Origin of the sequence: Streptomyces venezuelae ATCC 10712 (assembly GCF_008639165.1) — a bacterium.
GTDB classification, from domain to species: Bacteria; Actinomycetota; Actinomycetes; order Streptomycetales; family Streptomycetaceae; genus Streptomyces; species Streptomyces venezuelae.
On the sequence record NZ_CP029197.1, the window covers coordinates 6,186,584 to 6,213,526 of the forward strand.

Below are 26,943 nucleotides of genomic sequence, written 5' to 3' on the forward strand. Positions count from 1 at the left end.
CCGCTCACCAGCACACGCGGGCTTGCCTCCGGCGAAAGACGGCCCTGTCCGGGCGCTCGCCCGCTCACCGGGGACCGGCCCCGGCCGCCGCGAGGAGCTGGCCGCCGAGGGCGCCCCCGTCGGCGAAGGCGCCGCTGAGGCTGTGGCTCAGGGTGCGGGCCTGGTCCTGTCGGACGCCCCGCATACTCATGCACAGGTGCGCGCCATCGGCGACCACCCCGACGTCTGCCGACCCGGTCGCCTTGGCCACGTCCGCGGCGACGCCGTCGACGATCCGCTCCTGGAGCTGGAGACGGTGCGCGTGCGCGCCCACGATCCGGGCGAACTTCGACAGACCGAGCACGCTTCCGAAGGGCCGGTAGCCGATCGTCAACTCCAGCCTCATGGGCATCAGATGATGCTCACACAGGCTCCAGGCGACGATGCCCCGCACTATGACGACGCGGTCGGTGCCGGCGGGCAGGTCCTCCTCGAAGACGGTGTCCGTCCGTCCGGGGTCGTGGTCGAGGAACTCCGTCCACCAGCGGGCGAACCGCTCCGGGGTGCCCTGCAGCCCCTCACGCTGCGGGTCTTCACCTACAGCTTCCAGGAGTTGCCGGCACAGGTCGGCGACCCGCTCGCCATCCACGCGCGGCCGCGGGATCGGGTTGTCCAGGCTCGTCATCAGGCGCTGGCCTTCGTCTCGGTCCGCGCACCGGCACGGAGAACGGAAAGGGCGTTCGGGCCCTCGTGCAGCAACAGGTCCAGGGCGCTCAGGCCCGGCCGCCATCCCGGCGCGCTGCCGTAGAGGGGATGGGAGTACGTGGCCACCTCGACCGTGATGGCGTGCTCGGCCAGGAGGCGGTGGTCGAGGTAGGCCAGCGCGCCGGTCCCCACCCGCAGGCGCGTCGCGCCCCGCTGGCGGCAGAGGTTGATGAGCATGTCGGTCTGCCGGCCCTCGGGGGGCAGATCGCTGGTCCTGACCATCGGAACGGGCAGGCCCAACGCGTCGAGCAGCAGCCGCAACAGCGCCTCGTTCAGGTGCGCAAGCTGCGTCCACGACGTCCGGTAGACGGCTTCGAGAGCCTCCCGGTGCTCAGGCCAGTACGGAGAACGCCCGTACGCCTGGCCGAGGCTGCGCCAGTGCCGCCCGGCCCAGACGCCGTCGGCGACCTGGGTGTCGGCGATGCTCTGGCCGAACCGGCGGCGCACCGGCACGGTCATCCTGACCGGCTCGGGATTGCCCCGGATGTAGTTGCGGTTCTGCCAGCCCCGTTCGCTGAACTGCACATGGTCCAGCAGGACCAGTTCGTCCGCGTCGGCCAGCCGCGAGAAGTAGCCGGGCCAGGGCAGGTAGGCCGGCTGGTGCGCGACCAGTACGCCGCCCATCAGCACGCCATCCGGTAGGCAACGAACGCCTCCGCCCGCTCGGCGCCGCACGCCGCACCGGTCGCCAGGTCGATCGCCCGGATCCGCTCCAGCGACCGAGGGTGGTCCCCGTCGCGCAGCTCGCGGGCATAGCACTCCAGCGCCTTGTCCTTCACCGCCGCCGTGGCTGTGATGTCGACCCACACGGTGGGCCGGGGAAGCTCCCGGCCCCAGGCGTGATCCTCGGGACCGTGGAAGCCGAGAACCATCCGGGGCCAGTGACGCAGCGCCCCGCTGGGCCGGGCGGCCGCGAATGCGGCCTGGTGAACGACCTGGTGGTCCTGGTGGACGGCTCCTGCCGCCGGGATGAGGAGCGCGGCCGGCTCCAGCGCGGCCAGGGACAGGTCCGGGCCGGCCTCGATGAGCCGGACCAGTTCCGCGACGTGACCGGCGAGGTCACCGGCCGGGGTGGCGTCACTCCAGGCGATGCGGCGGCCGCTGACGCCCAGGACGTCACAGGCCGCGTCGAACTCGTCCTGCCGCAGGCGGCTGTCGGTGGGCGCTCCCCACCGCGGCTGGGTCAGGCACGCCACGGCCAGGACGTGCACGGCGATGCCCGCGGCGGTGAGGCGGGCGATGGTGCCGCCGGCGCCGAGGGTCTCGTCGTCGGGGTGCGGGGCGACGGCCAGGACGCGGTCGCCGGGGTTCAGGCCGAACATGGGCCTGCCTCCTCTTGATCCGTGGAAGGGGGACGGGCGGGAACATTGGCGGTCAGGCACGGGGCCGCGGCGGCCTTGCACGGGTGCGTAGACCGGTCAGCGGGGGCAGGGCTTCGATGCGGCCGTTGTCCGGCTCGGGCTCCCACGGGAAGTGGACCCAGTCGGCGACGTCCCAGCCCCAGCTGTCGAGCCGGTAGTCGGTGCCCTCGTTGCGGCAGAGCACAGCCGTTCGGACCTCGGACGGGCTCACCGTGATGGTGAGCATGTCCACGACCGCGCGCAGGGTCGCCCCCGAACCGCAGATGTCGTCGACGACCAGCAGCGGGGAGGAGACCGGCAGCGTGGCGAGCGCGTCCTGGTTGTACTCGTGGTCGAGGAGGATCCGGCCGGTGGCGGCCTGCTGGATGCCCTCGGGCTCGTTGTGGCGGGCCCGGACGACGACGGCCGGGACACCGAGCTGCCCGGCCACGGTCTCGGCCAGGCGAATACCGCCGCGGGCGATGCCCAAGACGGCTGCCGGCGACCGCTCGGCTTCCTGGTCCGCGATCAGGCACGCCGCGGCGAGGAACTCGTCACGGGTGAGCTGCCAGACGCGGCGATTCTCGAAAATGCGGGTGGTCACGGCCAGCTCCAGGAATCGAGGACGGAGTGGATCTCTGCGTGGCGTTCCATGGGGTCGGTGATCAGACGTGTCCTGGCCACCGGGACCGGGCCCAGCACCTGGGCGTACGGGGGCTCCATCAGCAACAGGGCCTCGGAGGAGGGGAACCGGGCCAGATGCCGGCGCAGGACATTGGGCGCCGTCTCTGCCAGAACGCGTGCCCGCTCCTCGGTCATGGGCTGCTCGTACGTGGAGACGGGCGCGTCGGCGGTGACCAACCCGTACAGCGCCGACAGCACCAGGACCCGGGCCCGTAGCCCGCTGTACCCGGTGACCCTGTCGCGGATGAGCGGGACGACCCACCCCTCGTACAGGTCGAGCGCGGGCACCGGGTCGGTGGTCACCCGCTTCTCCTTGCAGCACGCCACGACCACCAACCCGCCCGGGCCGCCGTGTTCAGCGGCCACGCTCGTCACCCCACAGCAGCACATGCAGGCGGGTGCCGAGCCGGTAGCCCCGCTCACGTACCGGGCCCTCCAGGGTGCGCATCCCCGCGAGGATCACCTCCGGATCCGTGCCCTCCGGCATCACCGAGATGTCGGTCAGGGCGTAGGCCGCTTCCAGCGCGGCGATCTCCGCCAGCTCGGCCGCCTCGGAGACGACGAACTTGAATCGGGACCGGCCGGTGGTGACGAAGGCCCGCAGAACGTCGGGGACGAGCCGCCGCGTCTCCGGCATGGCCGCGCCGAATCGGGACAGCTTCGGGGAGACGTTGAAGTAGGGGCCTGCCGCGACCAGAGCCTCGGAGGGGGCGATGGTGCCGTTCGTCTCGATCTCCACCGTCCGTCCGGCGGCCCGCAGTCCCTTGACCAGCTCGGTCAGGCCGGCCATCTGAATCAGCGGCTCGCCGCCGGTGACGACCACCAGGTCCTCGGGCTGGTCCAGCGCCCACGCGAGCAGCTCCTCGACGTTCTCGTAGTGGGCCTCCTTGCGCAGGTCGAATCGCGTCGTGTCCCAGGTGTACGGGGTGTCGCACGGCGAGCAGATGAGGTTGCACAGGGCGAGACGGATGAAGCACGCGGGCACGCCGGTGCTCGGGCCCTCGCCCTGAACCGTGCCGCCGAACTTCTCCGAGACCCGAAGGCGTAAGCCGGTGTGCTGCAGCGTGCTCACGCCGGGCCTCCCATGTACTCGGCCCAGCTGGTCTCCGTCTCAGAGATCCGCACGCACGTGCCATCCCAGCCGGGGCCGCCCATGGCTCGGTCGGTCAGCCACTGCGAGAAGTACTGGGCGAGGTTCTCCGACGTCGGGTTCAACCCGGGAATCACCTGGTTCAGCACCTTGCCGTGTATGGCGCTGCGCAGGTGGTTCCGCAGCAGCACGGGGACGTCCCCGAGCCGGGGGACGGCGGAGACGGGCACACTGAGCATGTAGGAGTGGCCGTGCAGGCGCCCGCACGGATGTCCGTCGCGGAGCCCGTGCAGCTGGTGCGACGCCTCGAACGAGGCGAACGCAGCCGACGGGAGAGCCTGCGGCCTCCCGGTCCGCACCCGGACATCTTCCAGCACGGAGACGACGTCGGCTGGCAGGTGGCTCTTCGCCCACCCGAGGAGGTGCCGTGCGAGCCCCTCGTTGGAGACGTCCTCGACGTAGTCGTTGAGGACCTGGTGGTCGAGCGTCCCGTCGATGTACCGCTTGAGCGGGGCCAAGTCGCCGAAGTCGGCGACGAACCCCTCCGGGGTCAGCCTCATGGAGGTGAGCACGGCCTCCGCGGTGAACGAGTGGCCGTCATAGGTGCCGCCGTCGAGGCGTCGCGTGGCCTCGAAACGGAAGCTCTTCCCGATCCGGAAGAGGGGCTGCTGGGTGCTGCTCATCGGGCGGCTCCCTTCGGCGCCGCCGCGTAGAGGGTGGGGTCGGCCACCCCGGCCTCGTCGAACGCCTCCCGGCGCTCCACGCAGGTCCCGCAGGCTCCGCAGTGCAGCTCGCCGCCCTCGTAGCACGACCAGGTCAGCTTGAACGGCACGTCAAGGCGAGCACCCTCGCGCACGATGTCGGCCTTGGTGAGCTGCAGGAACGGGGCGACGAGCTGGAAGTCGGCGACGATGTGCCCCTCGTTCCCGGCCTTCATGGCCGCCTCGATGAGGGTGAAGAACTCCGGCCGGCAGTCCGGGTATATCGCGTGATCCCCGGAGTGCGCGCCGAACGCCACGGCGTCCGCCCCCGCTGCGACCGCGGCGCCGGCCGCGATCTCCAGCATGATCGCGTTCCTGTTCGGGACGACCGTGCTGCGCATGGTCTCGGCGCGGTAGTGGCCGTGCGGTACCTCGATGGCCGGATCGGTGAGGGCGGAGCCGCCCAGGATCCGGTTCAGCGATGTCAGGTCGACGATGTCGTGGGACACGCCGAGCTGGTCGGCCAGGGTCGCGGCTTGGGCCAGTTCCTTGACGTGGCGCTGCCCGTAGTTGAACGACAGCAGGCTGACGGTGACGCCCGCGTCGAGGAGCTTGTAGGCCGTCACGGCGCTGTCCAGGCCGCCGGAGAAGATGAGCACCGCGTGACGTGGTGCGGCAGTTCGAGGCATGGGTGTGTCCTTCCGAGGTCCCCCGAACCGTGTCCGGGGCAGTGGATTTTGTGGACCAGGGGTCTGCCGGCGGAGAGGAATCCGCCAGCCATGCGAGCGAGGCCGGACTACTTCCGCCACCGCCTGGTGACGGTCAGCCCGAAGCGGGTCAGGGGGAGCGCGGAACGAGCAGGAGGCACGGCACGGGTGGGCTGCACGCTGTTCAAAAATCGGGAGCGCTGGTGCGGAGTCTCAGGTCGGTCCGGTACGGCTCCGCGACGGATTCCACGATGCGCCTTGTGCTGACCAGCAGTCATTGCCAGTGCGCTGTAGGAACATTGATGGCGGCGGTCAATGTCGGCTCCGATTCCCCCGGAAGCCGCACGGCCGAGGAGTGCGGCAGAGTGACCGAGGGGCGGACGGTGGCGAAAGTTACGCGAGCGCGTCGTGCGGAGATCCAGCGTGAGGCGAACCGGCTGCGGGCTCAGTGCCAGCGGGACGGCAACAGCCAGGAGCGGACCGTCACCGTGCTCCGGGCGGAGCTTCCCGAGCTGACGGCGCTGGAGGCGTGGCGCCTGGCTCTGGGATGGTCCCGAGCACAGGCGATCCGCGAGGTCGCCCAGGTCTATCTGGCGGACGGCCTGCTGCCGCCGGCTCTGTCGCAGGCGCTGCTGTGCCGGTACGAGCACGGGCAGGCACAGCCCGGCGACGAATACAGGATCATGATCTGCCGGGCGTACGGGGCAGACCCGGAGCAACTCGGGCTCGCCACGAACCACCTGTGGTGCCGTACGTGCGCGGCCCCGCTGCCTGTCGACTACGGTCGGCGGCAGCGCGAGGAACAGAGCATCGACCGAAAGGCATCCATGACGACCGCGAGCGGGCTGCCCGCCATCCGTGAATCCGTGCAGTGGGCCGTCTTGGACGCGCCCGAGGGCTCGCCGTCGATCGTCGCCCTCGCCGAGGCCGCGGTGGAGCACTACGCCCTCAACTACAGCAAGCATCCGCCGGCCACGCTCCACGACGAGGTCCGCGCGACCCGCAACCTGCTCTCCACCGTGGTGCCCGCCGCCGACCGCGCCACCGCCCGAGACCTGCGCCGACAGGTCGGCTGGCTCTCCGCGCTCCTCGGGAACCTGGCCTTCCACTTGGACGATCGCGCCGGAGCACGCGCCCACCTGACCCTGGCCGGTGCCATCGGCGAGTCCGCTGGAGAAGCGGCCCTCACCGCTTGGTCCAGCGGCGCCCTGGCGATGGTGGCAACCGCCCGCCAGGACTGGGACCACGCCCGCGGGCACGCCGAACACGGACTTCAGCACGCCCCCGCCGGCCTGCGCCGCGCCCAGCTTCTGGGTTGGGCCCTGCTGCCGACACTCGCCGCCCTCGGGCACGCCTCCCGGGCGGACGAGGTCGTCAGCGAGAGCGACGAGATCATGCGGTCCGCTGTCGAACTGCCCGGACGTTTCGGATACGACCGCGCCGAGCACCGCCTCCATGTCGCCGAGGCCCACCTGACGCTGGAGCGCTACGACCGCGCCGCCGAAGTCGCCCGCACCTCCATCGCGGCAGCTCCTGAGCACACCCCGGGATGGGTGGCGGCCACCCTCGTGCTCGCTCTCGCCGAGGCCCGCGATACCCCCGAGCAGGCTGCCGGCCGTGCGTTGGACGTCCTGGACCTCATCCCGCCCACGCGGCTCCGTGCTACGGCACGCACTCGTCTTGCCCGTCTCGCTGGCCTTCTCGACCGGGCGGCGAACGGTGCGGGCGTCGAGCTGGTTGAGCGTCTGCGCGTTCTGCCGGCGCCGATCCGCACTGACGGCACCGCCGCGTAGACGTCCGACAGGCACAGCCCTCCACATTCGGAGGGGGCGGCCCTTCATCGGGCTCTCTCATCCATGGTGGGCAGGCGCCGGACGGGGGAGCGCCACAGCATCCCCACCGGCAGCAGGAGGACGATCACGCCGATGGCCATCACGGTGCGGATGCCGATGAGGGCGGTGAGGGCACCGGCGGCGAGCGCGGTCAGCGGCAGGATGCCAGTGGTCAGCCACAAGCTGGTCTGCTGGACGCGAGAACGGAGCTGCACGGGACTGAACTGCTGTTGCACGGAACGCTGGGTCGTGCCGATGCAGGTCGCCGTTGCCCACTGCAGGAATCCGCTGACGGCGAGGATCGCGAGCCAGGCCGGACCGGGCCGGGCGAGCAGCGCGGGGACGGGCATCAGCGCGAACGCAAGCCAGGCGCCAAGGAGGACCCGGCCGGTCCCGTATCGGCGGACGAGCCGAGGCGCGGCGAGTGCCCCAGTGAGACCGCCGAGGCTGCCAGCGCCCATGATGACGCCGAGGCCCGTGGCCCCCACCTCCACGTTGGTCAGGAGGTGGTAGGGAAGGAGGGTCGCGGCCAACCCGTCCCCTACCCCGGTGACGGCCAGGGCCAGGAACAGGGGGCGCAGTACCGGATGGCTCGCACAGTAGGCCATTCCCGCGCGGATCTCCTGGATGGCCGACCGCCGATCCGGCCTTCTGCGGTCGGGGGCGGGTAGGGCGCGGATCCGGGCGGCACACCACGCGGAGACGAGGTACGAGAGGGAGTCGGCGGCGAAGGCCCGGGCGGCACCGATCGTCGCGATGAGCAGGGTGCCCAGCGCGGTTCCGCTGGTGCCGGCGATGGTGAGCACGGCGGTGAAGCGCGAGTTCGCCCGGTGCAGCTCTGCGGGGTCGGCCAGCAGGGGGACAGCTGCCATCGACGCGGCCGTGTGCAGGGTTGAAACGGCACCAAGGGCCAGGGCGACGGCGCAGAGGAGCGGCATCGACAGCTGGTCGAGGACGGCGGCAAGGGGGATCACGCTCGCCAGGGCGCCTGCGGTCAGGTCCGTGGAGATCAGGACGGTCCGCAGCGGGTAGCGGTCCAGGACCACGCCCGCAGGCAGCGAGACCACCAGCGCGGGCACCTTCGCGGCGAAGGCCAGGAGGGCGACCTGCCCAGGGCCGGCGTGGAGGTAGAGGACGGCGAGGGCTGGCAGGGCCACGGCGTGCACGGAGGACCCCGCATAGCGGATGCCCTCGCCCGTCAACAGCAGGGCGAGCGACCGCCTCACGAATTGGGCGCGACCGGGGAGGGACAGGCTGGGGTGGATCTCGGGTGCCGCTGTCACAGAAAGGGACCCGGGAGACAGCCTGCAGATTTCCGGGTGCTCGGCGGCGGCGTTCTTCAGCTCCTGGTTTAGCTCGTCCAAGGTGGTCGGCCGTTCGCCGATGTGCTCTGGGGTCGGGTGCTGGGTCACGACCAGAGCTCCTCGTGGGGGTCGTCGCTGTGGAGCGGCGGCGGGGCGGTCTGGTGGACCGGGTGCGTTGCGGGGGCCTTGCCGTGGTACGTCAGGGTGCTTGCCGTGGCGTTGGTCGCTTCGTGCTGCGGCTGCTCTTCGGCGTGCGGGTCCAGGTCCGGTGCGGTCGCGGCTGCGAGTTCGCGGGGGCTGTCGATCTCGTCGATGACCAGAGTTCCGGCCAGGGCGATGCCTGCGACGTTCCAGCCGATGACGATGAGGCCGGGGATGATCTCGGCGAGGTCGGATGCGGACCACCGGAGTCTGATCGAGGGGACGGGTAAGCGTGCGCTTCGGGTCACGGCTGCTCCTTTCCGGAGGCGGGGTTGGTGAGGCTGGGCAGATGGCCCCAGACGGCGGCCAGGGCGATGAGGTGGGGGTCGGTGCGGGCGCCGCACCGCTCGCGCAGGTCGTCGACGTAGTCGAGAAACCGCCCGGTGGGCCGCAGCTCAGGGGGCAGTTCGGCATCCCTGGCGATGCCGGCGAGGACGCGCAGGACGGCGAGGTCGGTCGGGATGAGGTCGGGGGCGAGCATCTGGGTCGTTGGCGGGGAGAGATGGCCACCGGCCAGGAGGGCGGCGGCTTTCCGGGCGGGGTTGGGCGCGTCGAAGAGGCGTCCGATGTTGGTCAGGTGCTTGCGGACGGTCCAGAGGGGCCGGCTCAGTGCCTGGGCGATCTGCGCCTCCGAATGACCGGCGAGCAGCAGTTCACCGACCGCAAGCAGAGTCGGGGACAGCGGGCGTGTGCGGGCCTGGGTGGCGGTGCGGCCCGAGGCGGCGGGTATGACGGAGGCTTTGCCGCCCGGCCTGGCTGCCATGACGGCCGAGGGGACGGCGCTGGTCAGGATCCGCTTCAGATCATCGGCGTAGGTGGTGCCACGGCCAGGGGGTATGGCCCAGTGGATGTCCCGGCCGCCGGTCGTTCCGATCGGGGGGATGCCGATGATCGCGCCACGCGGCATGACCCGAACTCCCAAGGTCCAGCGCCCGGGCAGGACGGATCCCGGCTTCACCAGGAAGAAATACGTCCGAGTGGTGTGGTTGGCGAGGACCGGACCGGCGTTCGACCCGAGCGCGGTGAGGGCCGGCACCGCCAGGTCGGCGGCGACGCGAACGGCGTCGAAGTCCTGACCGCACGGGCGGGGGAGGGTTTCGCCAGTGCGCGGCATCCAGTCCGGCAGATCCCACAAGGGCCTCACGAAGCAGCTCCGTTCGGACGGTGCGCGGCGGTGCTGGCCAGGCTGCTGAGTCGTGCGACGGCGCCCAGGTGGCCGATGTGGCTGAACGCTTGGGGGAAGTTGCCGAGCTGGCGGCCGGTGTGCGGGTCGTACTCCTCGGCGAGCAGACCGAGGCCGTTGCGGACGGCGAGGAGGCTGTCGAGAACGGTCCGGGCCTCGTCGGGACGGCCGATCAGAGCGAGGGCCTCGGCCAGCAATCCGGTGCAGAACAGGAACCGGCCCTCGTCGCCGGGGAATCCGTCCAGCGCGATCTCCTCGCCAGCGGTGTGGTAGCGCAGGAGGAACCCGTCGTCGGTCCCCAGCTCGCGCTGGACCGCCTCGATGGTGCCGATGACCCGCTTGTCGTCGGCGGGCAGGAAGCCGGACAGCATGGCGTGCAGGAGGGCGGCGTCCAGCTCCGGCGCCCCGTAGGACTGGGTGAACGTGTTCCGGTCGGCGTCGTAGCCCTTCTCGCAGACCTCGGCGTGGATCGTCTCGCGAAGGGCACGCCATCGCTCCAGGGGACCTTCGGCGTAGCCGGCCTCAATGAACCAGACGCCGCGGTCGACGGCGGTCCAGGCCATGACCTTGGAGTGAGTGAAGTGGCGTTCCTCGCCGCGGATTTCCCACAGGCTTGCGTCGGGCAGCTCCCAGAGCTCCTCCGCCTCCGCGGCGAGGGTGACGACGAGGGCGCCGATCCGCCGTGCCCAGCTGAGGTCGGCCATCGCGATCTTGTAGAGGGCGTCCGCGAGTTCGCCGTAGATGTCGACCTGGAGCTGCGAGGCGGCGCCGTTGCCGATGCGCACCGGCGTCGAGCCTTCGTATCCCGGCAGCCAGGGCAGGGTCCGCTCGGTCAGGTTCGTCTCGCCGCCGACCCCGTACATGATCTGTCGCCGTCCGCGCGCGGTGCTGCTGGTCTGTTCCATCCAGTCGACCCAGGCGTGGGCTTCGCGCAGGTAGCCGTAGTCCGCCAGGACACCAGCGGTGAGAGCGCCGTCGCGCAGCCACGCATAGCGGTAGTCGTAGTTGCGGACGCCGCCGATCTCCTCGGGCAGGGACGTGGTGGGCGCGGCCGCGATCGCGCCCGTGGGGGAGTAGATGAGGGCGCCCAGGGTCAGCAGGGAGCGTGCGACGTCCTCGCGGTCCGGCCCGGTGTACGTGCAGCGAGCCGCCCACTCCTCCCAGAAGTCGAGCGTGAACTTCATCAGCGCGTCGTCGATGGGCGCCGGCGGGGGGCTGTCCACCCCCTCCCGCCAGGAGAGGTCGAAGGCAACCGTCTTGCCCTCGGTGACGGTGAAGTCCGCGACGAGGTTGGCGCCGTCGAGATGGACGGGCGTGTCGGCATCGAGCCACAGCCGGGCTTCGCCGTGCTCGTCCGAGAGGTCGATGGCGTGACGCTGGTCGAACACGCTGATTCGGGGGACGATGTGTCCGTAGCCAGGGCGGGCCCGCAGGAGGGACCGCATGGTGACCTGGCCGGAGATTCCGGTCACGCTCCGCACCAAACGGGGTGTTCCGCCGCCAGGCACCATGAAGTCGGAGACAACGACGGCGTCGGTGCCGCTGCTCCAACGGGTCTGTAGGACGAGCGAGTTGCCCGCGTACTGGCGGTAGGAGGCGGGGATGCCGGTGCCGGCCATGAGCGCGGTGGGGGCGATCTGCCAGAAGCCGTGATCGGCGGTGCCCAGGAGATGCGAGAGGGCGGAGGCGGAGTCGAACCGCGGCATGCACAGCCAGTCGATGGACCCATCGCGCCGGACCAGGGCGCTGCCCCTCTGGTCCCCGAGGAGGCCGTAGTCCTCGATCCGCCCCGGGCCCCCACCGGGAGCGGGCGTCCGGTCGGCCACGTACAGGCGGGCGCCGTCGGCCTCGGCACGGTTGGTCAAGAGCCCCTCGGCGAGCAGGGGGCGGCAGATCCGGGCCATCCGGGGGGCTCCGAGACGGTGCCGGTGGGCGAACAGGCCCACGGGGAACGGGCGCCCGGGGGCGTACCGGCCCGATCCGATCTCGTCACGGATCTCCTGCACGTAGGTGGCGTCCTTCGGGTGCGCCTCGTGCGGACGTAACCGCCGCGTGGGCTGGCGGCCTGCCCGGGCGATGTCGCCGGCCTGGTCAAGCTCTCTGAGTGCGGCACGGGTGAGCCGCACCGTCTGCTGGATCCGGCGCGCCAGGTCCTCGACCGCGGGCAGAGCCGTGTCGTACGGGTGGTTGGAGACGAACGCGCGCAGGGCGGCACCCGCCAGCTGAAGGGGGGTCGGCCCGTTGGAGGCGGTCACGCTCACGCGGCCACCGCCGCAATCAGGCCGCGGTGCGGGGCGATGATGCTGCCGTCGGGAAGCAGCTCACCGGTGTCCTCGAACAGAAGTACGCCATTGCAAAGGAGGGTCCAGCCCTGCTCGGGGTGAGGGGCTACCGGCTTGGCCGCCTCCCGATCGGGGGAGTTGGCGGACGGGCAGGGGGTCGGGTGCTCGCACATAGGTGAGGTCCTTGCCGGAGATGAACGGGGGAGAAGTGAGGCAGGAGCGCGTCGGTCAGGCATGCTGGGGGAGGCAGAGGCCGCGGCGTGCCGCGGCGGCCGGACCGGCGCGACTCTGGGCCCCGCGAGGACCGCCGGGAGCGATCGGCCCCAGCTGACGCGGACTGGGTCGCCCGGGCGCGGGGGCTTGGTGGTCCACAGGGGGGCGAAGCCCGCACGGCCGGAGAGGAACCGCGCGGCGGCGTCGGCCGCCTCCTGGTCGGGGACGTCGAGGTGCCGGGTGCGCTGGAGACCATCGGCCGGGCCCGCGAGACGGTAGCCGCTCAGGAGCGGCACGATCACCCAGCGCCCCGCCCCCGGCGGCTGTGGGCCTTCGTCGTACATGCGGCCCAGGTCCGCGGCGAACGGCGTCGGGCCGAGGACCTGCCGCTGCCAGGCCCGCCGGATCATCGAGGGCCGCGACGTGGCACCCAGCCTGGCCCGCGTCGCCTTCAACAGGTAATCCGCTTGGTAGGGCTTCAGTCCCAGGCGCCGTGCGTAGGCGTTGACCGGCTCGCCGGCGGCGAGCGTGCGGACCAGGTCGTACGCGTTCGCCTCCAGCACCAGCGGCTGGAGAACAACGGGGGTGGGCAGAGCGCCGTGGGTATAGGCGTAGTCGACGAGCTGCGGCCGGACCACGGCGTCGAGCCGGAAACGGCACGCGATCCGAGCGAGCCGGTACCGCACGAGAGCTGGGTTCTTCAGCCCGAGCTGGGCTGCGACCTCCGGGTCCTCGTGGCCCTCGGCGATCAGCTCCAGGACCTGCCGTTCCAGGTGCGGCAGGGGAGCCTCGGCGAGGGTGAGCATGCGGGCCCTCATGCCTCACGTGCCTCGGTCGCGCCTATGGCGATGTGCTGCCAGCGGCCGGGCCGGCTCACCCGGTGGCCGCCGGGCGCGACAGCAAAGCGCCCGCTGGCGTGGAGCTCCACCAGCCCGGTCGTGGCGAGGTCCACGAGCGCCAGGCCGATGTAGGAGGTCGGTACCCGCAGCGACTTCGCCATCGCACGCTGGCGAATACGGGATGACGGGGCCAAGGTCCCGCTCTCGATGCGCCGCTGGATTTCCTGGGCAACCAGGTCGACGGGAAGGCACGGCACGAGGGCCCCGAGGAGCGTCCGCAGCATCTCGCGGCCCTGGCCTGCTAGGAGGCATGCCTGGGGCCAGGTGCCTCGGATGCCGTGGGGGGACGGGGTGAGGGCCGCGATCCAAGCATCCCACCGTGCCTGGTCAGCCGGGGAGTGGCTCGTGGCGCGCCGGGTCCGGGCAACGCCGAGCCACGGTCCCGTCGACGCGTACACGAGGTGGTAGGCATCCTCGACGGTCTCGGCCGACGCGATGGTGCGTCTGCCCTTCACCGACTGCAGCATGCTGATGTCCTGTCTCAGCATGCCTGCGGTCTGCGCGGCGGCGGGGTCCGCCGCCGACGGCCGGCGGCGATCCAGGAAGGAGGCGATCACGTCAAATCCAGGAGAGAGTCGGAGCACGGAGAGAGAGATGGCCGTGAGGGACAGCGGACTGCGGCTGCGTCGCCGGACGGCGCGTTACAGGGCACCGCGTCGGTGAAGAGCCGGGAATCGTTCAGGTCCACAGGTGTGATGGCGCCCAGATAGCGGACCAGCGCCGTGGCGACCATGAAGGCGAGGTTCGGGTCGCCGAGGGCGAGCGTCCGCTCGACCGGCTGCGGCCGGTCGGGCGGGTAGTAGACCCCCGCGACGCCGACCAGCTCGGTGACGCCCGCCCACACCGCCTCGTGGCCATGGCGCAGTTCGGGGCATCTGACGGTGGCATCGCGGGCGTGGAACAGACAGGTGGGCGGTTCGATCACGTTCTCGCCCGCCTCCCAGTCGCGTGCCGGGTCGTCCTCCGTGCCTGCTGGCACGGGCAGAAGCCACAGCACGCCCAGCGACGACCGGGTGGCCGGGCCCATGCCGATCTGGCATCGCAGCTCGGCCATGGCCTTGCGCTGCTGGAAGGGGTTGACGTCCGCGTACCGGGGAGTTCCGGTCGCGGTGCCGGAGATCCGCGGCCACAGAACCCCCATCTCCCGCTCCTCGGGGCCCTGGTGGTGGATGCCTTCGGGAGCGAGGCACACAGGAGGTATGTCGACGCTCTGGTCGCTCCACAGGGCGACGGCGGGGACCAGCTCCAGCTGGGGCTGGCGGTTCACGAGGGCTCCGGCAGCATCCGGACGAGCGCGGCCGCCAGGGCTTCGGCCTGCTCGGGCGACAGCGGCTCGACCGCCAGGATCTCTTCGTGGCACGTGCCGCACAATTGACCGCGGGAAGGGAACGCGCTGATCCTGATCCGCTTGCCACCGAGCTGGTCCTGCAGGATCTGAGCGACACGGTCGGCCAGTCCGTACAACTCGGCCCCGTAGGTGCTCAGCTCCTTTGTGCTCTCACCGAGCGCGCCGAGTACGGTACGGACGTCATCCAGGGTGAGCAGCAGGTCCCACACCATGCCCGCTCGCGCTTCCACCCTGTCGGCGTAGACGCACCGGTGCGCGGCCAGCACCTGCGCCAGCCTTCGCGCGACGAGGATCGGCTGCGGCATCCGGTCGAGGACCAGGCGGACGAGCCGATCGGCGTCCCTGACGTCGAAAGGGGTCGTGCGCACACCGGGGTAGGCGAGGTTGGCGGAGCACTGCTCGACTTCCGCGGTGATCCCGGCGTCGGCCAGGGCCTCACGGACGATGCCGATGGTGGTGACGTCGCTCGACTCCGTCCCGGGCAGCCCCAGGATCGGGCCGTGGTAGGAGAGCACCGACAACCGAGAGGGCAGTTCGAAGGACACGACATGGCGGCCTGGAGCATCGGCCAGGATGTCCTTCAGCCGGTCCTGGACGGCCTGGAGCTGAGCGGGCTGGGACTGCGGTGATGAGCGATCAGGGGGGCTGTCGGTCATAGTGGGCACCGTGGATCGGGTAGCGGGGCGGAAGCGGCGGGAGACGTACGGGCCGGCGATGGCCACAAGCGCGAAGAGCACCAGTACGACCAAACCGGCCGGGGCAAGGCAGGGCATTCCGGTATCCTTCGCCGGTTTCGGTACAGGAGCAGGAGCAGGAGCAGGAGAAGAGGAAGGAGCCGGCCGCCGCTGTTCGGGTCGGGACGGACCACTCGGCGGCCGGGGCGGCACACACTCCTGTCGGTGCGCCGCCACCCCGCCCCCGCCAAATGCGGATTGCCGGTAGAGGGGCCCCGGTCCAGATCTGCCCCCTCGGTGGCCAGGGGCGGGGTGGTTCATTCGCGCGGGCAGCTACTACGCCACGTCTCTCAGCGGCGGCCCCAACGAATCGACGTACTCGTCGTCGTCGAAGTGGGGAGCCACTGCGAGGCGGCGTCGCAGCCGATGCAGAGCCATCGAGGCCGACGGGAGGCCGATGGCGGCCCGGCGCGCGTCGAGATCGTCCGGCTCGGATACGGGTTCCAGTTCCGGTCCGGAGGCGCCGAGCCGGTACTGGGTGCCGTAGAACTGCGGCCGGCCGGCCCCCAGGAGGCATCGGTCGTACAGGTGGGCCCACTGCTGCTTCGACGCGGTGCCATGCTCCACCGCTGCGTGCATCATTCGGTAGGCGAGCCGCTGCAGGTCGGGGCGGGTGTCGGCCCGAAGCGCGAGCTTCCACGCCGCCTTCGCGCCGCCCTCTCCCACGAGCGGCACATCCGGCCACCCGTGCTCCGCGAGAGCGCGGCTCAGGACTTCGGCGTTGGTGTGGTCGATGTGCCGGCCCACGCCGACCTGGTGGTCGGACGGCGGCAGCCGGGTGAGACGGGCCCAGTGCTCGTCGGACTGCTTCGCCCGGGTAATCAGCTCACGTGCGAGGTTCGGGCTTCGCGGGGAGGCGATCGTGTTGCGCTCATTTGCCATGGAAGGCTCCTCAGGCGTACGCGACGGCGGACTGCTGCGGGATGTGCACGGCTCTGCAGCCGCTGAACTGGGACGGCTGCGTAGCGCTCGGGACCGAAGTCCGCTTCCTGCTTGGCGCGGCGACTGGAGTATGTCGCTGAGCGGGCAGCCGTGAAACTCTCACGGTGAGAGTGTCCGCATGAGCGGATCACGCATATGCAGCTGCCGAAACCGCGCCGTGTAACTTGCCTTGTGGCCGCCCCGCGTGAGCGGGAAGGATGGCGGCACTCGCGTAAAGGGAGTACGCCATGCTGTCAGGGCCGACAGGGCCAGCCGCCTCGGCTGATGTCCCCGGCTGGGAAGGTCCGACCACCCGCCTTCGCCTGCTCGGCATCCGTCTTGCCGCCCTCCGGAAGGGCTCAGGGCTGTCCTTGGAGGAGGCCGGGGCCAGGGTAGGGATCTCCAAGGCGACTTTGAGCCGGTATGAGCGCGCGAAGACCAAGGTTCGGTGGCCCCTCGTGGACCAGTTGTGCCGGGTCTACGAAGCGTCGGACGATGAGCGCCTGGAGCTGGTCGACCTGGCCAAGAGCAGCCAGGACCGTGGTGGGTGGTGGATGGACTTCGGAGGCGATCTTCCGGAGCACATGCGCCTCTTGCTGGCCTTGGAGGACGAGGCGACCCACATCCGTCAGCTCGCCGGCGGAGTGATACCAGGTCTGTTGCAGACGATGGACTACGCCAAGAGCATCAAGGCAACCCCAGATTGGTCTCTGCCAGAGGCCGACCTGGGGGACCGTCTGGGCCTCCGGATGCGGCGGCAGGAGATCCTCGACCGCGAGATGCCGCCCCGGTACGACGTGTTTCTCGACGAGGCCGTACTACGGCGTACCGTCGGCGGACACGAGGTGATGGCGGCCCAGATGTCGCAGCTTCTGCAGCGCGGCAGCCAGGATGCCATCACGATCCAGGTGCTCCCATTCGAAGGTGGCGCCTATAGCGCGGGGCTCGGCGCCTACGTGATCTACGGTGGATTCGGTGGGCCCGACCCGGCCCTCGACGTCGTCTTTCTGGAGCACCAGACCGGCGGCGTCTTCCTGGAGAACGCAGAGGCGGTTGAGGAATACGCGGGTGGCCACACCTACCTGCGCCGGGAGGCGCTGGACCCATCCGCATCGGCGGCCCTCATCGCCGATGCGCGTGATCGATTCCTGCAGCTCGCAAGTAAGTAGAGGACCAGTGGAAGACCAGCTCGAATACTTCACCAGCTCGTACAGTGGCTCCCCCAACAACGAGTGCGTGGAGTGCGCGTTCACGTCGAACGGCCTCCGCGTACGTGACTCCAAGCGACCCGGCGACGGCACGATCAGCGTGGGCCCCGAGGCGTGGGAAGCCTTCACTGCCGCGGTGGATCAAGGCGTGATCTGACCCCTGCCCCACCTGTGTCGGCCCGGCGCCTCCCTGGGAGGAGCCGGGCTTCGTCGTGTCCGTCCCCACGATCGCCCGCGCCTGGGCGGGTGGAGTCTGTCGGTTTGGCCTAACTCGGAGCGTGGAGTGGGGTATTCAAGAAATCTGTTCATGCGGACAAGCCCCTTGTCCGCATGGGGAATCCGAAAGGGGGAGCCATGGCGCAGAGGCCGGTGCCGTTGGACGAGAACCACTCGGTGCGTGCCTGGTGGGGCAAGGAACTTCGGAACTGGCGGCGGGTGCGGCGGCTCTCCTCCAGGGCCCTGGGCGAGTTGGTGCAGCTCAGTGGCACGTTGATCGAGCGAATCGAGAAGAATCAGCGAAGGTGCACGGCACAGCTGGCGGCCAAGTTCGACGTTGCGCTCGACGCCGGCGGAGCGTTAGTGCGACTGTGGCGATACGTGGAACGCGAGGAGCAGCGGGAGGGCTCCCATGCGGACAACGGTGCAGCCCTTCCCTTGGAGGGCGGCATGGACGACCGGCCCTCGGGCAAGGTGGGGGAGATCCCGGTCTCCTACCTGAAGAGGATGTCTGCAGTGGAACGCCGGAAGCTGATGGTCTTGCTTGGAGGGCTCGGCGTTGCAGCCACGGCTGTGACCTCTGATCTGGCCCGTCCGAGGGCAGTACGTGTGGAGGACATCCAACAGGTCCGAGCTGCCTCCATTGCCCTGTCTCAATGGGATGCTCGGTTCGGCGGGGACGGGCTCGTCCAGAGCGCCGCCGAGGGGGAGATGACCAGGGCCCGAGCCCTCCTGCAGCTCGACTGCCCCACCTCGCTCAAGCAGGACCTCTTCACGGACGTCAGCCGGCTGGCGATCGTGCTCGGCGCCGCAGCCTTCGATCGCCTCCAGCACGACGAGGCCACCACGCTCCTGGAGCTGGGGCGCCAGTGCGCCGAGGAGGCCGACAACTGGAGCCTGCGGGCCAGCGCCCTCAACTGGCGTGCGAGGCAGGAGATCTGGCGCGGCCATCCAGAGGAAGGGCTCACCTTTGCGGAGGTTGGTCTGGTGCGGTCCGATCGACTGACTCCGCGCGAGCAGGCGATGCTCCACAACGCGAGGGCGCGCGCTCTGGCCAAGATGAAGCGTGCTGACGAGGCCCGTGCCGCGATCGGCCTCTCCGACGACATCGTCACTCGGGCGAAGGGCGCCGGCGAGGAAGCTCCCTGGATGGTCTTCTACGACCACGCCCAGCACCTGGGCGACACAGGGCATGCGGCCTTCGACATCGCGATGCTTCCAGGCAGCCGGGGAGCAGTGGAGCTGGCGCGCAACCGTCTTGAGGCCGCGGTGGAGGGACACACCAGCGAATTCACCCGGTCCCGAGCACTATCCGGAACCAAGCTCGCGACGCTGCTGATGTCGACAGGCGAGCCGGATCGAGCCGTTGCTGTGGCCACCCGGGCCCTGGACGACGTCGGACGCCTACGCTCCCGGCGTGCCGCTACCGATGTCGCCTCCTTGGCGAGGGCCGCAGCTCCCTTCAGCCGGAGGCCGGAGCTCGCCGAGCTCCGAGCCAGAATCGGTACCGTACTGGCATGACCACGACCGACATCGAGGCGTCCCGGGCACTGCTCGCGGAAGCTGCGGCGGCACGCGGCTTCTCCGCCCAGGGCGCCACCCTCATCCGACTGGCCGAGAACGCGATATGGCGGCTGACCGCCGATATCGTCGTCAGGATCGCCAGGCCCGGTCAAGAGGCAGCCGCCGCTCGCGAAGTCGCCGTGGCACGGTGGCTAAGTGCCGCCGGCGTGCCGACGGTCGAACCTCTCGCGATAGACCAGCCGGTGCTCGCGGGCGGTCGAGCGGCAACCTTCTGGGCGCTACTCCCTCCACACGAGGCCGGCACCGAGGCAGACCTCGCTGGCCTTCTGGCCCAGCTCCATAGCCTCCCTGTTCCGACCTTCGCGATCGGTCGGCTCAACCCGTTTGTCCGGATCAAGGAACGGCTCGTTGCCTCCCGTGCCGTATCCGAAGAAGATCGCGCCTGGCTCTTGAGTCATCTTCGTGAACTCGAAGGCCAATGGCAGAGTCTGCCCGGCAGCCGTGGGGACTGCGTCGTCCACGGCGATGCCTGGACGGGAAACTGTGCGGTGATCAAGGGACCGTTCCGGCGAGCCGTTCTCCTCGACTACGAGCGAACCTCCCTCGGCCCTCCTGAATGGGACCTGACGTCGACTGCTATCGAGGTCGATACCTTCGGGAGCCTCTCCGCCGAGAAGTATCGGGTCTTCTGCGATCAGTACGGTTACGACGTCATGGACTGGGCTGGGTATCCAACGCTCCGCGGCATCCGCGAGCTCCGGCTCGTCACCTTCGCTCTACAGATTGCGGACCTTGATCCCTCGGCGAGGAGTGAAGCACATGGCCGGGTTGACTGCCTACGAGGAAGGAGGGGGCCGCGCCCGTGGGGATGGAACGCAGTCGGGTAGGGACACCGCCGTGCAGTTCGTGGTGGGAACTGCCGGTCAACCCCGCTACTGCTCTGCTTCATCCCGGAGCGCTGCCAGCCACTGGACCATGAGGTCCTCTGCCGAGTCCACTTCTCCGGGGAGGCGGAAGACGCCGGCCATGTGCTCCATCATGACCTCGTTGAGCTGGGCAATGAGGTGGTCGAAGGATGGGTCCAAGCAGAAGCTGAGCACGTTGGCCGCGATGACTTTGTTGACGCATTGGGCTGCCGTGATTGCGGCTTCGCCCAGGCCCAGCTCGTCGATTTTTGCGCGGATGGCTTGCTGGCCGGGGGTGTCCGGGAGCAGCAGGCCATGCATGAGGTATAGGCCGCCGCAGAAGCCCAGGACGCGGGCGGCTTCCCGGGCGCGGGCCAGCCTCTCGGGGCTGACGGTCTCGGCTTCGGCGACCATGTCACGCTGCTGTACCACGTGTAGGAGGTGCTCTAGGGTTCCGTCCTGCTCAGCTTGCTCGAAAGCTGCGGCCAGCGTCGCGCCGTCCGCTCCCGGCAGTGCCCCAGAGGCGGTCACCGCCTGCGCGAAGCTCTCCCCACTCACCTCCCCCTGCGGCAGTCCGAGTAGCGCGATCAGGTTGACCATGCTGCGCTGCCCAGTGCGTGGTGGCGGCTGGATGTCCTGACCGCCGTCGAGCATCGCTTCGCGCATACGTGCCGGATGACCGAACGGGCCCGGCGAGCGGGCCAGGTATTTCTCCGCGTCGGCGTAGAGAACGTCCGTATCAGTGTCGTCGCGCGCCCGACGGGCCTGCTCGATCAGGCGTTGGACAGGACTGCGGCACAGGGCCCAGACGAGGGCGTCACGGACGGGTTCGAAGGGTGGCTCCGGGACCGGCCTGCGGGAGTGCGCTCCTGGTGCACCGGCTCGCATGTACCAGGCCAGGACCGTGGCGCGTAGGTCCTTGCCCTGCCCGCTGCACCGCGTCAGGACATCGGCGATCTCCACGGTGCGGGGGTCCAGAACGGATGATGAGCCGCGGCCTCTGCCCAGTGCCTTGCGGGCGTGCCGCGGCAACAGGCCCGCTCGCCGCCAGCGTTCCAGCTGCGCCGCTGATGTGGCCAGGTCGCGGTCGTGGAGGTGCCTGAGCAGCTCCCGGTCTGCGGGCGAGGTGTCGTCGCGATTCACGTCCGCACTTTAGAACCCCGCGAAGTGCCGTGGAGCTGGAAATTCAACGTCTGGCTCAATGGGGCCGCAGGGGCGGAAGTGGGCAACTTCACCGGCGCCTTGCGGTCCCCGCGCGGTCACGCGACCGGGCCCAGGGGCACGTGCGACGCGGGCAAAGGGCAGAGAGGGAGAGAACTCACCGACATGCTGAACGATGTGATCACCGGCTCGATCGCGGAGCTGCTGGGGGGTTGCGCCGTGTTCGTGACTGTCGCCCTCGTCTCAGGGGCCCGCCGTCGACGTGGTGCCCGGCGCAGCACCGCACCAGGCGGAGGCGGGGCGGCGACGCGACCCGCCCGCACGTACACCCTGATCGGCACGCGGGCCCCGGACGGCCACGTGGTCCAGCTCGCCAGCAGCCGGCCTGCCGGCACCGTCATCACCTGGCCGGAGCCGGCCAGCGATCGCCGGCAGCGGTTCGAGCTGACGGACGCGGTCCTCTCCGACGGCACGTACGCGGCGGAACCCCTCGACTGGTACCGCTGAGCTGCACGGGACCGGCTACTTCCGGGAGTAGCTGGAGGGCGTCGTGCGGTTACCGGCGACGATGCCGACGACGACGGCGCGGTCCACGGTTGCTCCGTGCGGCCGGTGGGTTGTGCTCCACACGCTCTCTTCGAGTCGGAGGTTGCCCTTGGTGCCGGTCTTGGAGGTGAGGTCGAGGACAAGGAGTTGTCCGAACGGCGCGTTGGTGTTGCTGTAGTCCGCTGTCTGCGTGAGGTAGCGGCCTTCCAGGTACTGGCGACTGTTGTCGGAATCGTCCTTCTTGATCTCGGTGAGGTAGCGCAGGCTGCCCAAGTGCACCATGACGTCGCCGCGGCCCATGGCCACGTCGACGGGTTCGACCATGACCGCGTTGTGGAGCGGACCCATTTGCAGCCATTGGTGAAAGTCGCGCTGGAGGTCGGCCTCGACCGGCTTGCGGGCGTTGCTTCCTTCGGGTTTGCGCCTGTAGTCGAAAGGCGGAGGTTGGCCCTTCTTGCTGCTGCCAACGAGGTTTGTCCGGGTGAGGTCGGAGCGGCTCTTGAGGAACAGCAGGGTCTGTCGCACTAGGGCCGAGAAGGTCCTTCGTGTCTCGCCGGTGAACGCGGGATGCTCTTGCAGCGCTTCCATTAGTTCGTCGAGCTTGGGGACGATGACTGGGTCTGTGGCTTCGAGACGGGCGACGTCGTTGTCGTGGGCCATCCCCTCGAGGGCGAGGAGCGTGGGATCGTCCAGGGCGGCGGCGATGCGCAGCGCCTGATCGGCTCCGAGGAGGATCAGCAGGGTTGGGGCCCGGCGCTGCAGGCGGGCCAGGAGGGCCCGGTCGGGGTCGTCGTCCTCGGAGTGATCTCGGCCTGTCGAGCTGGCGTCGCGGGATTCGCGCTGTGATGAGGTGTTCTCGATCGCGTTGAGCAGGGCGTTGGCGGTCTCCGCGTCGAAACCGCTGTCTGCGTGGCGCTCAGTCTCTTGGGTGGCTCGGCGTAGCTGTGCGAGGAAGGCCTGCTGGCACAGGAAGCTGTCTTCGATCACTGGCTGGACCAGGGTGGCGAGTCCGTGGCTGCTGTCGCTGGTCATCGGCTGGACGGTGCGGCTGGCCCGGTAGGCGGTGAGCACCGTGCCCAGGGCCTGCCAGCCGTCCAGCCAGGCATCCTCGTTGAGGGCGTGGGCGGCGCCGCGCAGTTGCAGGACGAGCTCGTGCCAGGCGATCTCGGCCGAGCGTCTGGGCTGCAGCCAGGCGGGCTGGTGAGTGCGGTGGATCCAGGCCTCGCGCCGGTCCAGGAGGTTCGCGATCCGGTCTGCGGCATCGGTGATGGCGTTCGCGTCGTGCCGGCTGAACGCCATGATTGCGTCGCAGACTGCGGCGAAGGTCTCGGCGTCGTGGCGGGCCTCGTCGGCCTGGGCCGCGCGCGTGAAGTGCCTGCGGGCCTGGACGAGGTGGTTGGTCACCTCACCAACAGTCTTCGAGGAGAGTGCGCGGCGCAGCAGGTCGCAGCCGAGTTCGAACATGGCATCGGCGTCGGCGGCTTCGTCATTCGTGAGCTGCACGAGGAGGTCTCGGACGCTGTCGGCGATCGTGTCCTCCTGGGCCCAGCGGTCGAGAGTGAGGCCGAGAATGCGCGGCAGCCGCTCAAGAAAGTCCTCGGGTCCGTCGACAGGGACCTCTTCGAGGGCTTGCCACACCTTGAAGGGGCTGACGGCTTCGGCGATCGCCAGCCGTACGGCTCCTTCGAGCTGGGCGGCGGCCAGCAGCGGCGTCGTCTCGATGCGGGACAGTAGGTCGTTCAGGAGGGCGGTGGTCAGCGGCTTTCCGAGGGCTTTGGCCGCCGGTGCGCTGTCGAGCAGGGCATCGAGCGAGGCGGTCAGGTGGAGCACGCTGGGTTGGGTGGCGAGGCCTGGCGGAAGGGTCGTTGCGACGGTCTGCCACTGCGCGTCCCCGCGGTTGTAGGCGTCGGCGACGGCCTCGGCGAGGAAGGGGGCGAGAGGGCCGGCGGCGACTGCCCCGGCTTGGCCCACCACCGTGTCAGGGGGCAGACCGATGGCGGGGAAGGTGATGGGCTCGCTGCCCGCGGCCAGTTCAGTGAGCCGGTCGGCGAGCTGGAGCATGTCCCTCGTCCTTTCTCGTAACGTGCCGGAGGTGGGTCACCACAGCGGGGCGCCCTCGGCCGCCTGCCGGATGGTGTCCTTGGGGAGCGTGGCGTTGGCAAGATCGAAGTCCGCCGTGGTGAGGAGGACCTGGAGCTCGCTGTCGGCTGCGACCGCGGCCAGTTCTCGGAAGAGCTTATGGGCGTCTGCGGACTGCATTTCCTCAGACTTCGGGCTGTCGATCAGCAGCAGGCCGGGGTGAGTCGACACGCCGTTGCGTCGGCCGATCCGCAGGAGGGCGATGGCGACCGCGACACGTAGCCGGAGTTTCGCGCCGGCTGTCTGGCCTTGGAACCATTCCTGTGCGCTACCGACGGGGTAGATCTTCAGGCGGGCTGCGCGGTCAATGGACACGGACTGCAGGGACGGCACCCCGAACCCGGTGGCGAGACTGGCGATCTCGTCGTTGATCTCTTCGAAGAGCTTCGCCGCTGTGGCCTTGCTGTCACCGTCAAGCAGGCTGGCGGCAGCATCGAGGATGCGGATGGCCTTCTCCTCCGCCTCGTCCGGAGGGGTCTCCTGCGGGGCTTCCAGCACGCTGAGTGCGCCTTCGAGGCGCAGTACGGCTTCGTGTGCGGCGAGCCGCGCCGGCAGGTCGGCGGCCGACTGGGCGCGCCGCAGCTCTGCTTGGGCTTCCTCCAGCTGGCCGGTGAGCCGCCGAACTTCGGTTCGGGCCTGCTCGCGTTCGGTCTTCGCGGCTTCTTCGGCGGCGGTGGTGGCTTCGAGTCGGGTCTCGGCTTCGGCGGTCACGGCCTGCGGGTCTTCGTCATCACCCACTACTTCCCTGGCGCAGACCGCACAGGTGTGCGCCTGGCGCTCTTCGCGGCGACGCTCGTCGTCGATGGTCTGGTCGCATCGAGGGCAGCTGGTCGGGTTGAGTCCGTGGAACAGGAGGCGGGCGGTTGCGCTCTCGGTGACGTCGTTGAGGAGTTTCGCGGCGTGCTGCCGTTCCGTGCGCGCCCGGCGGAAAGTGCGGTCTGCCTCCTCCCAGACATCTTGCGCGTCGGCTACGGCTTGCGCGAGGTCCATGGCGGTGTGCGCGAGGTCGACCAGCGAGACATCGCTCGTGCCGATCGGACTCAAGCTGGCCAGAAGTTCCTGGGCCTTGCCGAGTTCGTCCTGAAGGCGGTTCCGCTCCGTCGTACGCGCGGCAGCCGCCGCTTCGGCCTCCTTGCGGCGTGCCTTGTTGCCGGCGACCCGCACGTCGCGGACCGTCTTGACCCGGGTCAGAGCCGCAGCGGCCGGCAGGTCGAGGAAGACCTGCAGCAGGCGTCCTGGCAGGCCGTCGGTCATAACGTCGCCCATGAGCGGCTTGTCGGCGCCGGTGGGGAGATAGATCGCTCCGAAGTACGCAGGCCATCCGTGCGTTGTGGTGCTGGTTTCCTTGCGGCTGTTGAGGAGGGGTTGCAGGTCCATCCGGCCCAGCATCAGCCCAGCGATCTGCTCCGCGTAGCTTGCGGTGCTCGCCGCCCGGAGCAGGGGTGTGATCCCCCGACGGGGGTCGGGGACGCGTACTTCTTCGAGCGCGGTGATATCCGGGCCGGTCAAGACGACAGCGGAGACGATCTCCCCCTCCTCGAGGTCCAGACGGAACGCCATGGGAGTGCCGGCGACGGTCGCGTCTAGATCGACATGCCGGAGCCAGTGGCGAACCCGGGTCTGCAGCGCGTCGCGCCAGGTTCCGCGCAGGCACCACGTCACCAGCTCCAACACCGAACTCTTACCCCGGAAATTCGAGGCCACGAAGGCGGTGAGACCTTCCGAGAAGTAGAGCGGGGTATCGAACGGACCCGGCTGGACGTCACCGGTCCGCTCCCCAGCTAGCCGCAGCCGATGCAGTCGCAGAGGTCGGGCGCGGGCGGGCGTAACGACGAGGGGCAGGCCGTAGGCCGCGAACACGTCACGGACGTCGTCGACCGGAACGCCCGCCTTCTTCGCGATCCTGTCCTCAAGGGCTACCTCAGCCTGTGGCGCACTCACACCTGTCCCCCTCCGTGTGTCGCGAGTTCCTGGCGAAGCGCCGCCAGGCGCCCTCGCGCTTTCGCGCTGATCGACCGGATCTCCTGTCCCCGCGGCGTCTCCGCGTACTCGGGGATCCGGTACTGCATGTCCTTGAGTTCGCTTCCCCGCCGGTCGCCTGCGAGAGCCAGGACAAGCCCGACCCGGTCGACGTAGTACGCGAAGGCGGGCGCTTCACGGATGATCTCCTGCACCACTTGGCGGCCGTGCTGCAGCAGGTAGTAGTCGTGCTGGCGCACACGATCGATCGTTCCTCGCCGCTGGCGGATGATCAGTCCGGCACTACGCAGAACCGACAGAGCGTCATCCAGCCAGCCGTAGGCACCGAAATGGTGGCGCAGCATCGGATAACGGCGAACCTCGGGTTCTTCGGAATCCAGGATCGCCGCAGCGTGCTCCAGGAGCTCACCTTCTCCCGTGGCCTCGTAGCCGTTGAGGAGCTCGTTGGCGAGGAAGTCCGGGTTCCGCAGCCAGAAGTCGAGCTTCTGCAGCTTGACCTGCGTCCGCATGACCCCGACGGCTTGCTGCAGGACGGGCTCGGCCAGCTCCGGTACGGAGAGCGGCTCGCAGGCCCCATCGATCAGCAGCAGAAGGCGGACGGCGTCCTGCTCGCGGCTGGTCGGCGGGCCTTCAGGTTCCGCGCCCGCTCTGTTGTGATCCATTGCGCCAGCGTAGTGAGCCGCGCACGCTCTGCCCATGGGGTCTTCGGATTCCCGCCACAATTCGTGGCACCCGAGAATCGAGGAGATCCGGGCGCGGCGATGGAACAGCATGCTGCCGACTGGCTGATGCCGGGCAGGCACCTGGAGTTCAATGAAGACCGGAGGCCCGGACGCCGGCTCTCTCGGAAGGCGCAATGCCGACGTTGGGCCCGCGGAGTGGTCGTCAGCCCAGGCGGAAGGCCACCACGGTGGCATCGCCCGTGTAGTCGTCCTCCGGCTAGACCTGGTCGGGCGCCCCGTTCGACACCAGGAACACCAGGAGGGCTGCCCCTCCATCTGCACCTGGCGGCACGTCACCGCAGACGCCTGCGCGAGCCCCAGGCGGGCCAGGGTGTCGTGCTTGCAGGCATCGAGCTGCA

Annotated in this window: 27 protein-coding genes; 6 read left to right on the top strand and 21 right to left on the bottom strand. The window is 69.8% G+C overall.

The window, feature by feature from the left end:
* Positions 1 to 64: 64 nt before the first annotated feature.
* The 8 genes from folE to queC are packed head-to-tail and all read right to left on the bottom strand — an operon-like array spanning position 65 to position 5,248.
* Positions 65 to 664 carry a GTP cyclohydrolase I gene (folE, locus tag DEJ43_RS28605; protein ID WP_015036881.1) on the bottom strand — a complete coding sequence of 200 codons (600 nt, stop codon included), beginning with the start codon at positions 662 to 664 and terminating at the stop codon, positions 65 to 67.
* Complete coding sequence (locus DEJ43_RS28610) at positions 664 to 1,368, bottom strand: WbqC family protein (protein WP_015036882.1); 705 nt, start codon at positions 1,366 to 1,368, stop codon at positions 664 to 666. The genes folE and DEJ43_RS28610 overlap by 1 nt, the downstream gene beginning before the upstream one ends.
* Positions 1,368 to 2,066 carry a PIG-L deacetylase family protein gene (locus DEJ43_RS28615; RefSeq protein WP_015036883.1) on the bottom strand — a complete coding sequence of 233 codons (699 nt, stop codon included), beginning with the start codon at positions 2,064 to 2,066 and terminating at the stop codon, positions 1,368 to 1,370. Before DEJ43_RS28615 ends, DEJ43_RS28610 begins: the two co-directional genes overlap by 1 nt.
* Before the next feature lie 52 nt (positions 2,067 to 2,118).
* The gene (locus DEJ43_RS37600; protein ID WP_015036884.1) at positions 2,119 to 2,688 is read right to left on the bottom strand and encodes a phosphoribosyltransferase; all 570 of its coding nucleotides are present in this window, start codon (positions 2,686 to 2,688) and stop codon (positions 2,119 to 2,121) included.
* A complete protein-coding gene (locus DEJ43_RS37605) occupies positions 2,685 to 3,134 on the bottom strand; it encodes a DUF6884 domain-containing protein (protein ID WP_041664298.1) in 450 nt (149 codons plus the stop codon). Before DEJ43_RS37605 ends, DEJ43_RS37600 begins: the two co-directional genes overlap by 4 nt.
* Complete coding sequence (locus DEJ43_RS28625; RefSeq protein WP_015036886.1) at positions 3,124 to 3,840, bottom strand: 7-carboxy-7-deazaguanine synthase QueE; 717 nt, start codon at positions 3,838 to 3,840, stop codon at positions 3,124 to 3,126. Before DEJ43_RS28625 ends, DEJ43_RS37605 begins: the two co-directional genes overlap by 11 nt.
* Complete coding sequence (locus DEJ43_RS28630; protein ID WP_015036887.1) at positions 3,837 to 4,541, bottom strand: 6-pyruvoyl trahydropterin synthase family protein; 705 nt, start codon at positions 4,539 to 4,541, stop codon at positions 3,837 to 3,839. Before DEJ43_RS28630 ends, DEJ43_RS28625 begins: the two co-directional genes overlap by 4 nt.
* Entirely contained in the window at positions 4,538 to 5,248 is a 711-nt protein-coding gene (queC, locus tag DEJ43_RS28635; RefSeq protein WP_015036888.1) for a 7-cyano-7-deazaguanine synthase QueC, read from the bottom strand. The genes DEJ43_RS28630 and queC overlap by 4 nt, the downstream gene beginning before the upstream one ends.
* Positions 5,249 to 5,631: 383 nt before the next feature.
* Here queC and DEJ43_RS28640 point away from each other — a divergent pair, with 383 nt between their 5' ends.
* On the top strand, positions 5,632 to 7,059 hold the full coding sequence (locus tag DEJ43_RS28640; RefSeq protein ID WP_233448002.1) for an NsdA family TPR-like regulatory protein: 1,428 nt from the start codon (positions 5,632 to 5,634) through the stop codon (positions 7,057 to 7,059).
* Positions 7,060 to 7,103: 44 nt separating this feature from the next.
* Here DEJ43_RS28640 and DEJ43_RS28645 read toward each other — a convergent pair whose 3' ends face one another.
* The 9 genes from DEJ43_RS28645 to DEJ43_RS28680 form a co-directional block, all read right to left on the bottom strand.
* Complete coding sequence (locus tag DEJ43_RS28645; protein ID WP_158506270.1) at positions 7,104 to 8,324, bottom strand: MFS transporter; 1,221 nt, start codon at positions 8,322 to 8,324, stop codon at positions 7,104 to 7,106.
* 182 nt (positions 8,325 to 8,506) lie between these two features.
* The gene (locus DEJ43_RS37610) at positions 8,507 to 8,851 is read right to left on the bottom strand and encodes a hypothetical protein (protein ID WP_015036891.1); all 345 of its coding nucleotides are present in this window, start codon (positions 8,849 to 8,851) and stop codon (positions 8,507 to 8,509) included.
* Entirely contained in the window at positions 8,848 to 9,747 is a 900-nt protein-coding gene (locus tag DEJ43_RS28650) for a helix-turn-helix domain-containing protein (protein ID WP_015036892.1), read from the bottom strand. Before DEJ43_RS28650 ends, DEJ43_RS37610 begins: the two co-directional genes overlap by 4 nt.
* The gene (locus tag DEJ43_RS28655) at positions 9,744 to 11,690 is read right to left on the bottom strand and encodes a glycoside hydrolase family 15 protein (RefSeq protein ID WP_078508914.1); all 1,947 of its coding nucleotides are present in this window, start codon (positions 11,688 to 11,690) and stop codon (positions 9,744 to 9,746) included. Before DEJ43_RS28655 ends, DEJ43_RS28650 begins: the two co-directional genes overlap by 4 nt.
* A 353-nt stretch (positions 11,691 to 12,043) precedes the next feature.
* Complete coding sequence (locus DEJ43_RS28660) at positions 12,044 to 12,241, bottom strand: DUF5999 family protein (RefSeq protein ID WP_041664300.1); 198 nt, start codon at positions 12,239 to 12,241, stop codon at positions 12,044 to 12,046.
* 854 nt (positions 12,242 to 13,095) lie between these two features.
* Entirely contained in the window at positions 13,096 to 13,737 is a 642-nt protein-coding gene (locus tag DEJ43_RS28665) for a GntR family transcriptional regulator (protein ID WP_015036895.1), read from the bottom strand.
* On the bottom strand, positions 13,734 to 14,447 hold the full coding sequence (locus DEJ43_RS28670; RefSeq protein ID WP_015036896.1) for a hypothetical protein: 714 nt from the start codon (positions 14,445 to 14,447) through the stop codon (positions 13,734 to 13,736). Before DEJ43_RS28670 ends, DEJ43_RS28665 begins: the two co-directional genes overlap by 4 nt.
* Positions 14,444 to 15,184 carry a hypothetical protein gene (locus tag DEJ43_RS28675; protein WP_015036897.1) on the bottom strand — a complete coding sequence of 247 codons (741 nt, stop codon included), beginning with the start codon at positions 15,182 to 15,184 and terminating at the stop codon, positions 14,444 to 14,446. The genes DEJ43_RS28670 and DEJ43_RS28675 overlap by 4 nt, the downstream gene beginning before the upstream one ends.
* 354 nt (positions 15,185 to 15,538) lie before the next feature.
* Positions 15,539 to 16,144 (bottom strand): DUF6624 domain-containing protein, encoded by a 606-nt coding sequence (locus DEJ43_RS28680; RefSeq protein WP_015036898.1) that lies wholly within the window; start codon positions 16,142 to 16,144, stop codon positions 15,539 to 15,541.
* Between the two features lie 287 nt (positions 16,145 to 16,431).
* Between DEJ43_RS28680 and DEJ43_RS28685 the strand changes: the two genes are divergently transcribed.
* The 4 genes from DEJ43_RS28685 to DEJ43_RS28700 all read left to right on the top strand — a co-directional run bounded on the left by DEJ43_RS28685 (position 16,432) and on the right by DEJ43_RS28700 (position 20,018).
* Entirely contained in the window at positions 16,432 to 17,352 is a 921-nt protein-coding gene (locus DEJ43_RS28685; RefSeq protein WP_015036899.1) for a helix-turn-helix domain-containing protein, read from the top strand.
* A gap of 7 nt (positions 17,353 to 17,359) precedes the next feature.
* Positions 17,360 to 17,548, top strand: a complete 189-nt coding sequence (locus DEJ43_RS28690; protein ID WP_041663008.1) for a DUF397 domain-containing protein — start codon at positions 17,360 to 17,362, stop codon at positions 17,546 to 17,548.
* Positions 17,549 to 17,745: 197 nt separating this feature from the next.
* Positions 17,746 to 19,128 (top strand): NsdA family TPR-like regulatory protein, encoded by a 1,383-nt coding sequence (locus tag DEJ43_RS28695; protein ID WP_015036900.1) that lies wholly within the window; start codon positions 17,746 to 17,748, stop codon positions 19,126 to 19,128.
* A complete protein-coding gene (locus DEJ43_RS28700; RefSeq protein ID WP_015036901.1) occupies positions 19,125 to 20,018 on the top strand; it encodes a phosphotransferase family protein in 894 nt (297 codons plus the stop codon). The genes DEJ43_RS28695 and DEJ43_RS28700 overlap by 4 nt, the downstream gene beginning before the upstream one ends.
* Positions 20,019 to 20,063: 45 nt before the next feature.
* Here DEJ43_RS28700 and DEJ43_RS28705 read toward each other — a convergent pair whose 3' ends face one another.
* Positions 20,064 to 21,179: a hypothetical protein gene (locus DEJ43_RS28705; protein WP_015036902.1), complete on the bottom strand. Its 1,116-nt coding sequence runs from the start codon at positions 21,177 to 21,179 to the stop codon at positions 20,064 to 20,066.
* Positions 21,180 to 21,362: 183 nt separating this feature from the next.
* Here DEJ43_RS28705 and DEJ43_RS28710 point away from each other — a divergent pair, with 183 nt between their 5' ends.
* Positions 21,363 to 21,704, top strand: coding sequence for a hypothetical protein (locus tag DEJ43_RS28710; protein WP_051025947.1), 342 nt, complete (start codon positions 21,363 to 21,365; stop codon positions 21,702 to 21,704).
* A gap of 15 nt (positions 21,705 to 21,719) precedes the next feature.
* Here the strand turns inward: DEJ43_RS28710 and DEJ43_RS28715 are convergent, their stop codons facing one another.
* From DEJ43_RS28715 to DEJ43_RS28725, 3 genes are read right to left on the bottom strand one after another with little or no spacing between them, the layout of a single operon-like run.
* Positions 21,720 to 23,804, bottom strand: a complete 2,085-nt coding sequence (locus DEJ43_RS28715; RefSeq protein WP_015036904.1) for a hypothetical protein — start codon at positions 23,802 to 23,804, stop codon at positions 21,720 to 21,722.
* A 36-nt stretch (positions 23,805 to 23,840) separates the two neighbouring features.
* Positions 23,841 to 25,823: a hypothetical protein gene (locus tag DEJ43_RS28720; protein ID WP_015036905.1), complete on the bottom strand. Its 1,983-nt coding sequence runs from the start codon at positions 25,821 to 25,823 to the stop codon at positions 23,841 to 23,843.
* The gene (locus tag DEJ43_RS28725) at positions 25,820 to 26,524 is read right to left on the bottom strand and encodes a hypothetical protein (RefSeq protein ID WP_041664307.1); all 705 of its coding nucleotides are present in this window, start codon (positions 26,522 to 26,524) and stop codon (positions 25,820 to 25,822) included. Before DEJ43_RS28725 ends, DEJ43_RS28720 begins: the two co-directional genes overlap by 4 nt.
* Between the last annotated feature and the right edge of the window lie 419 nt (positions 26,525 to 26,943).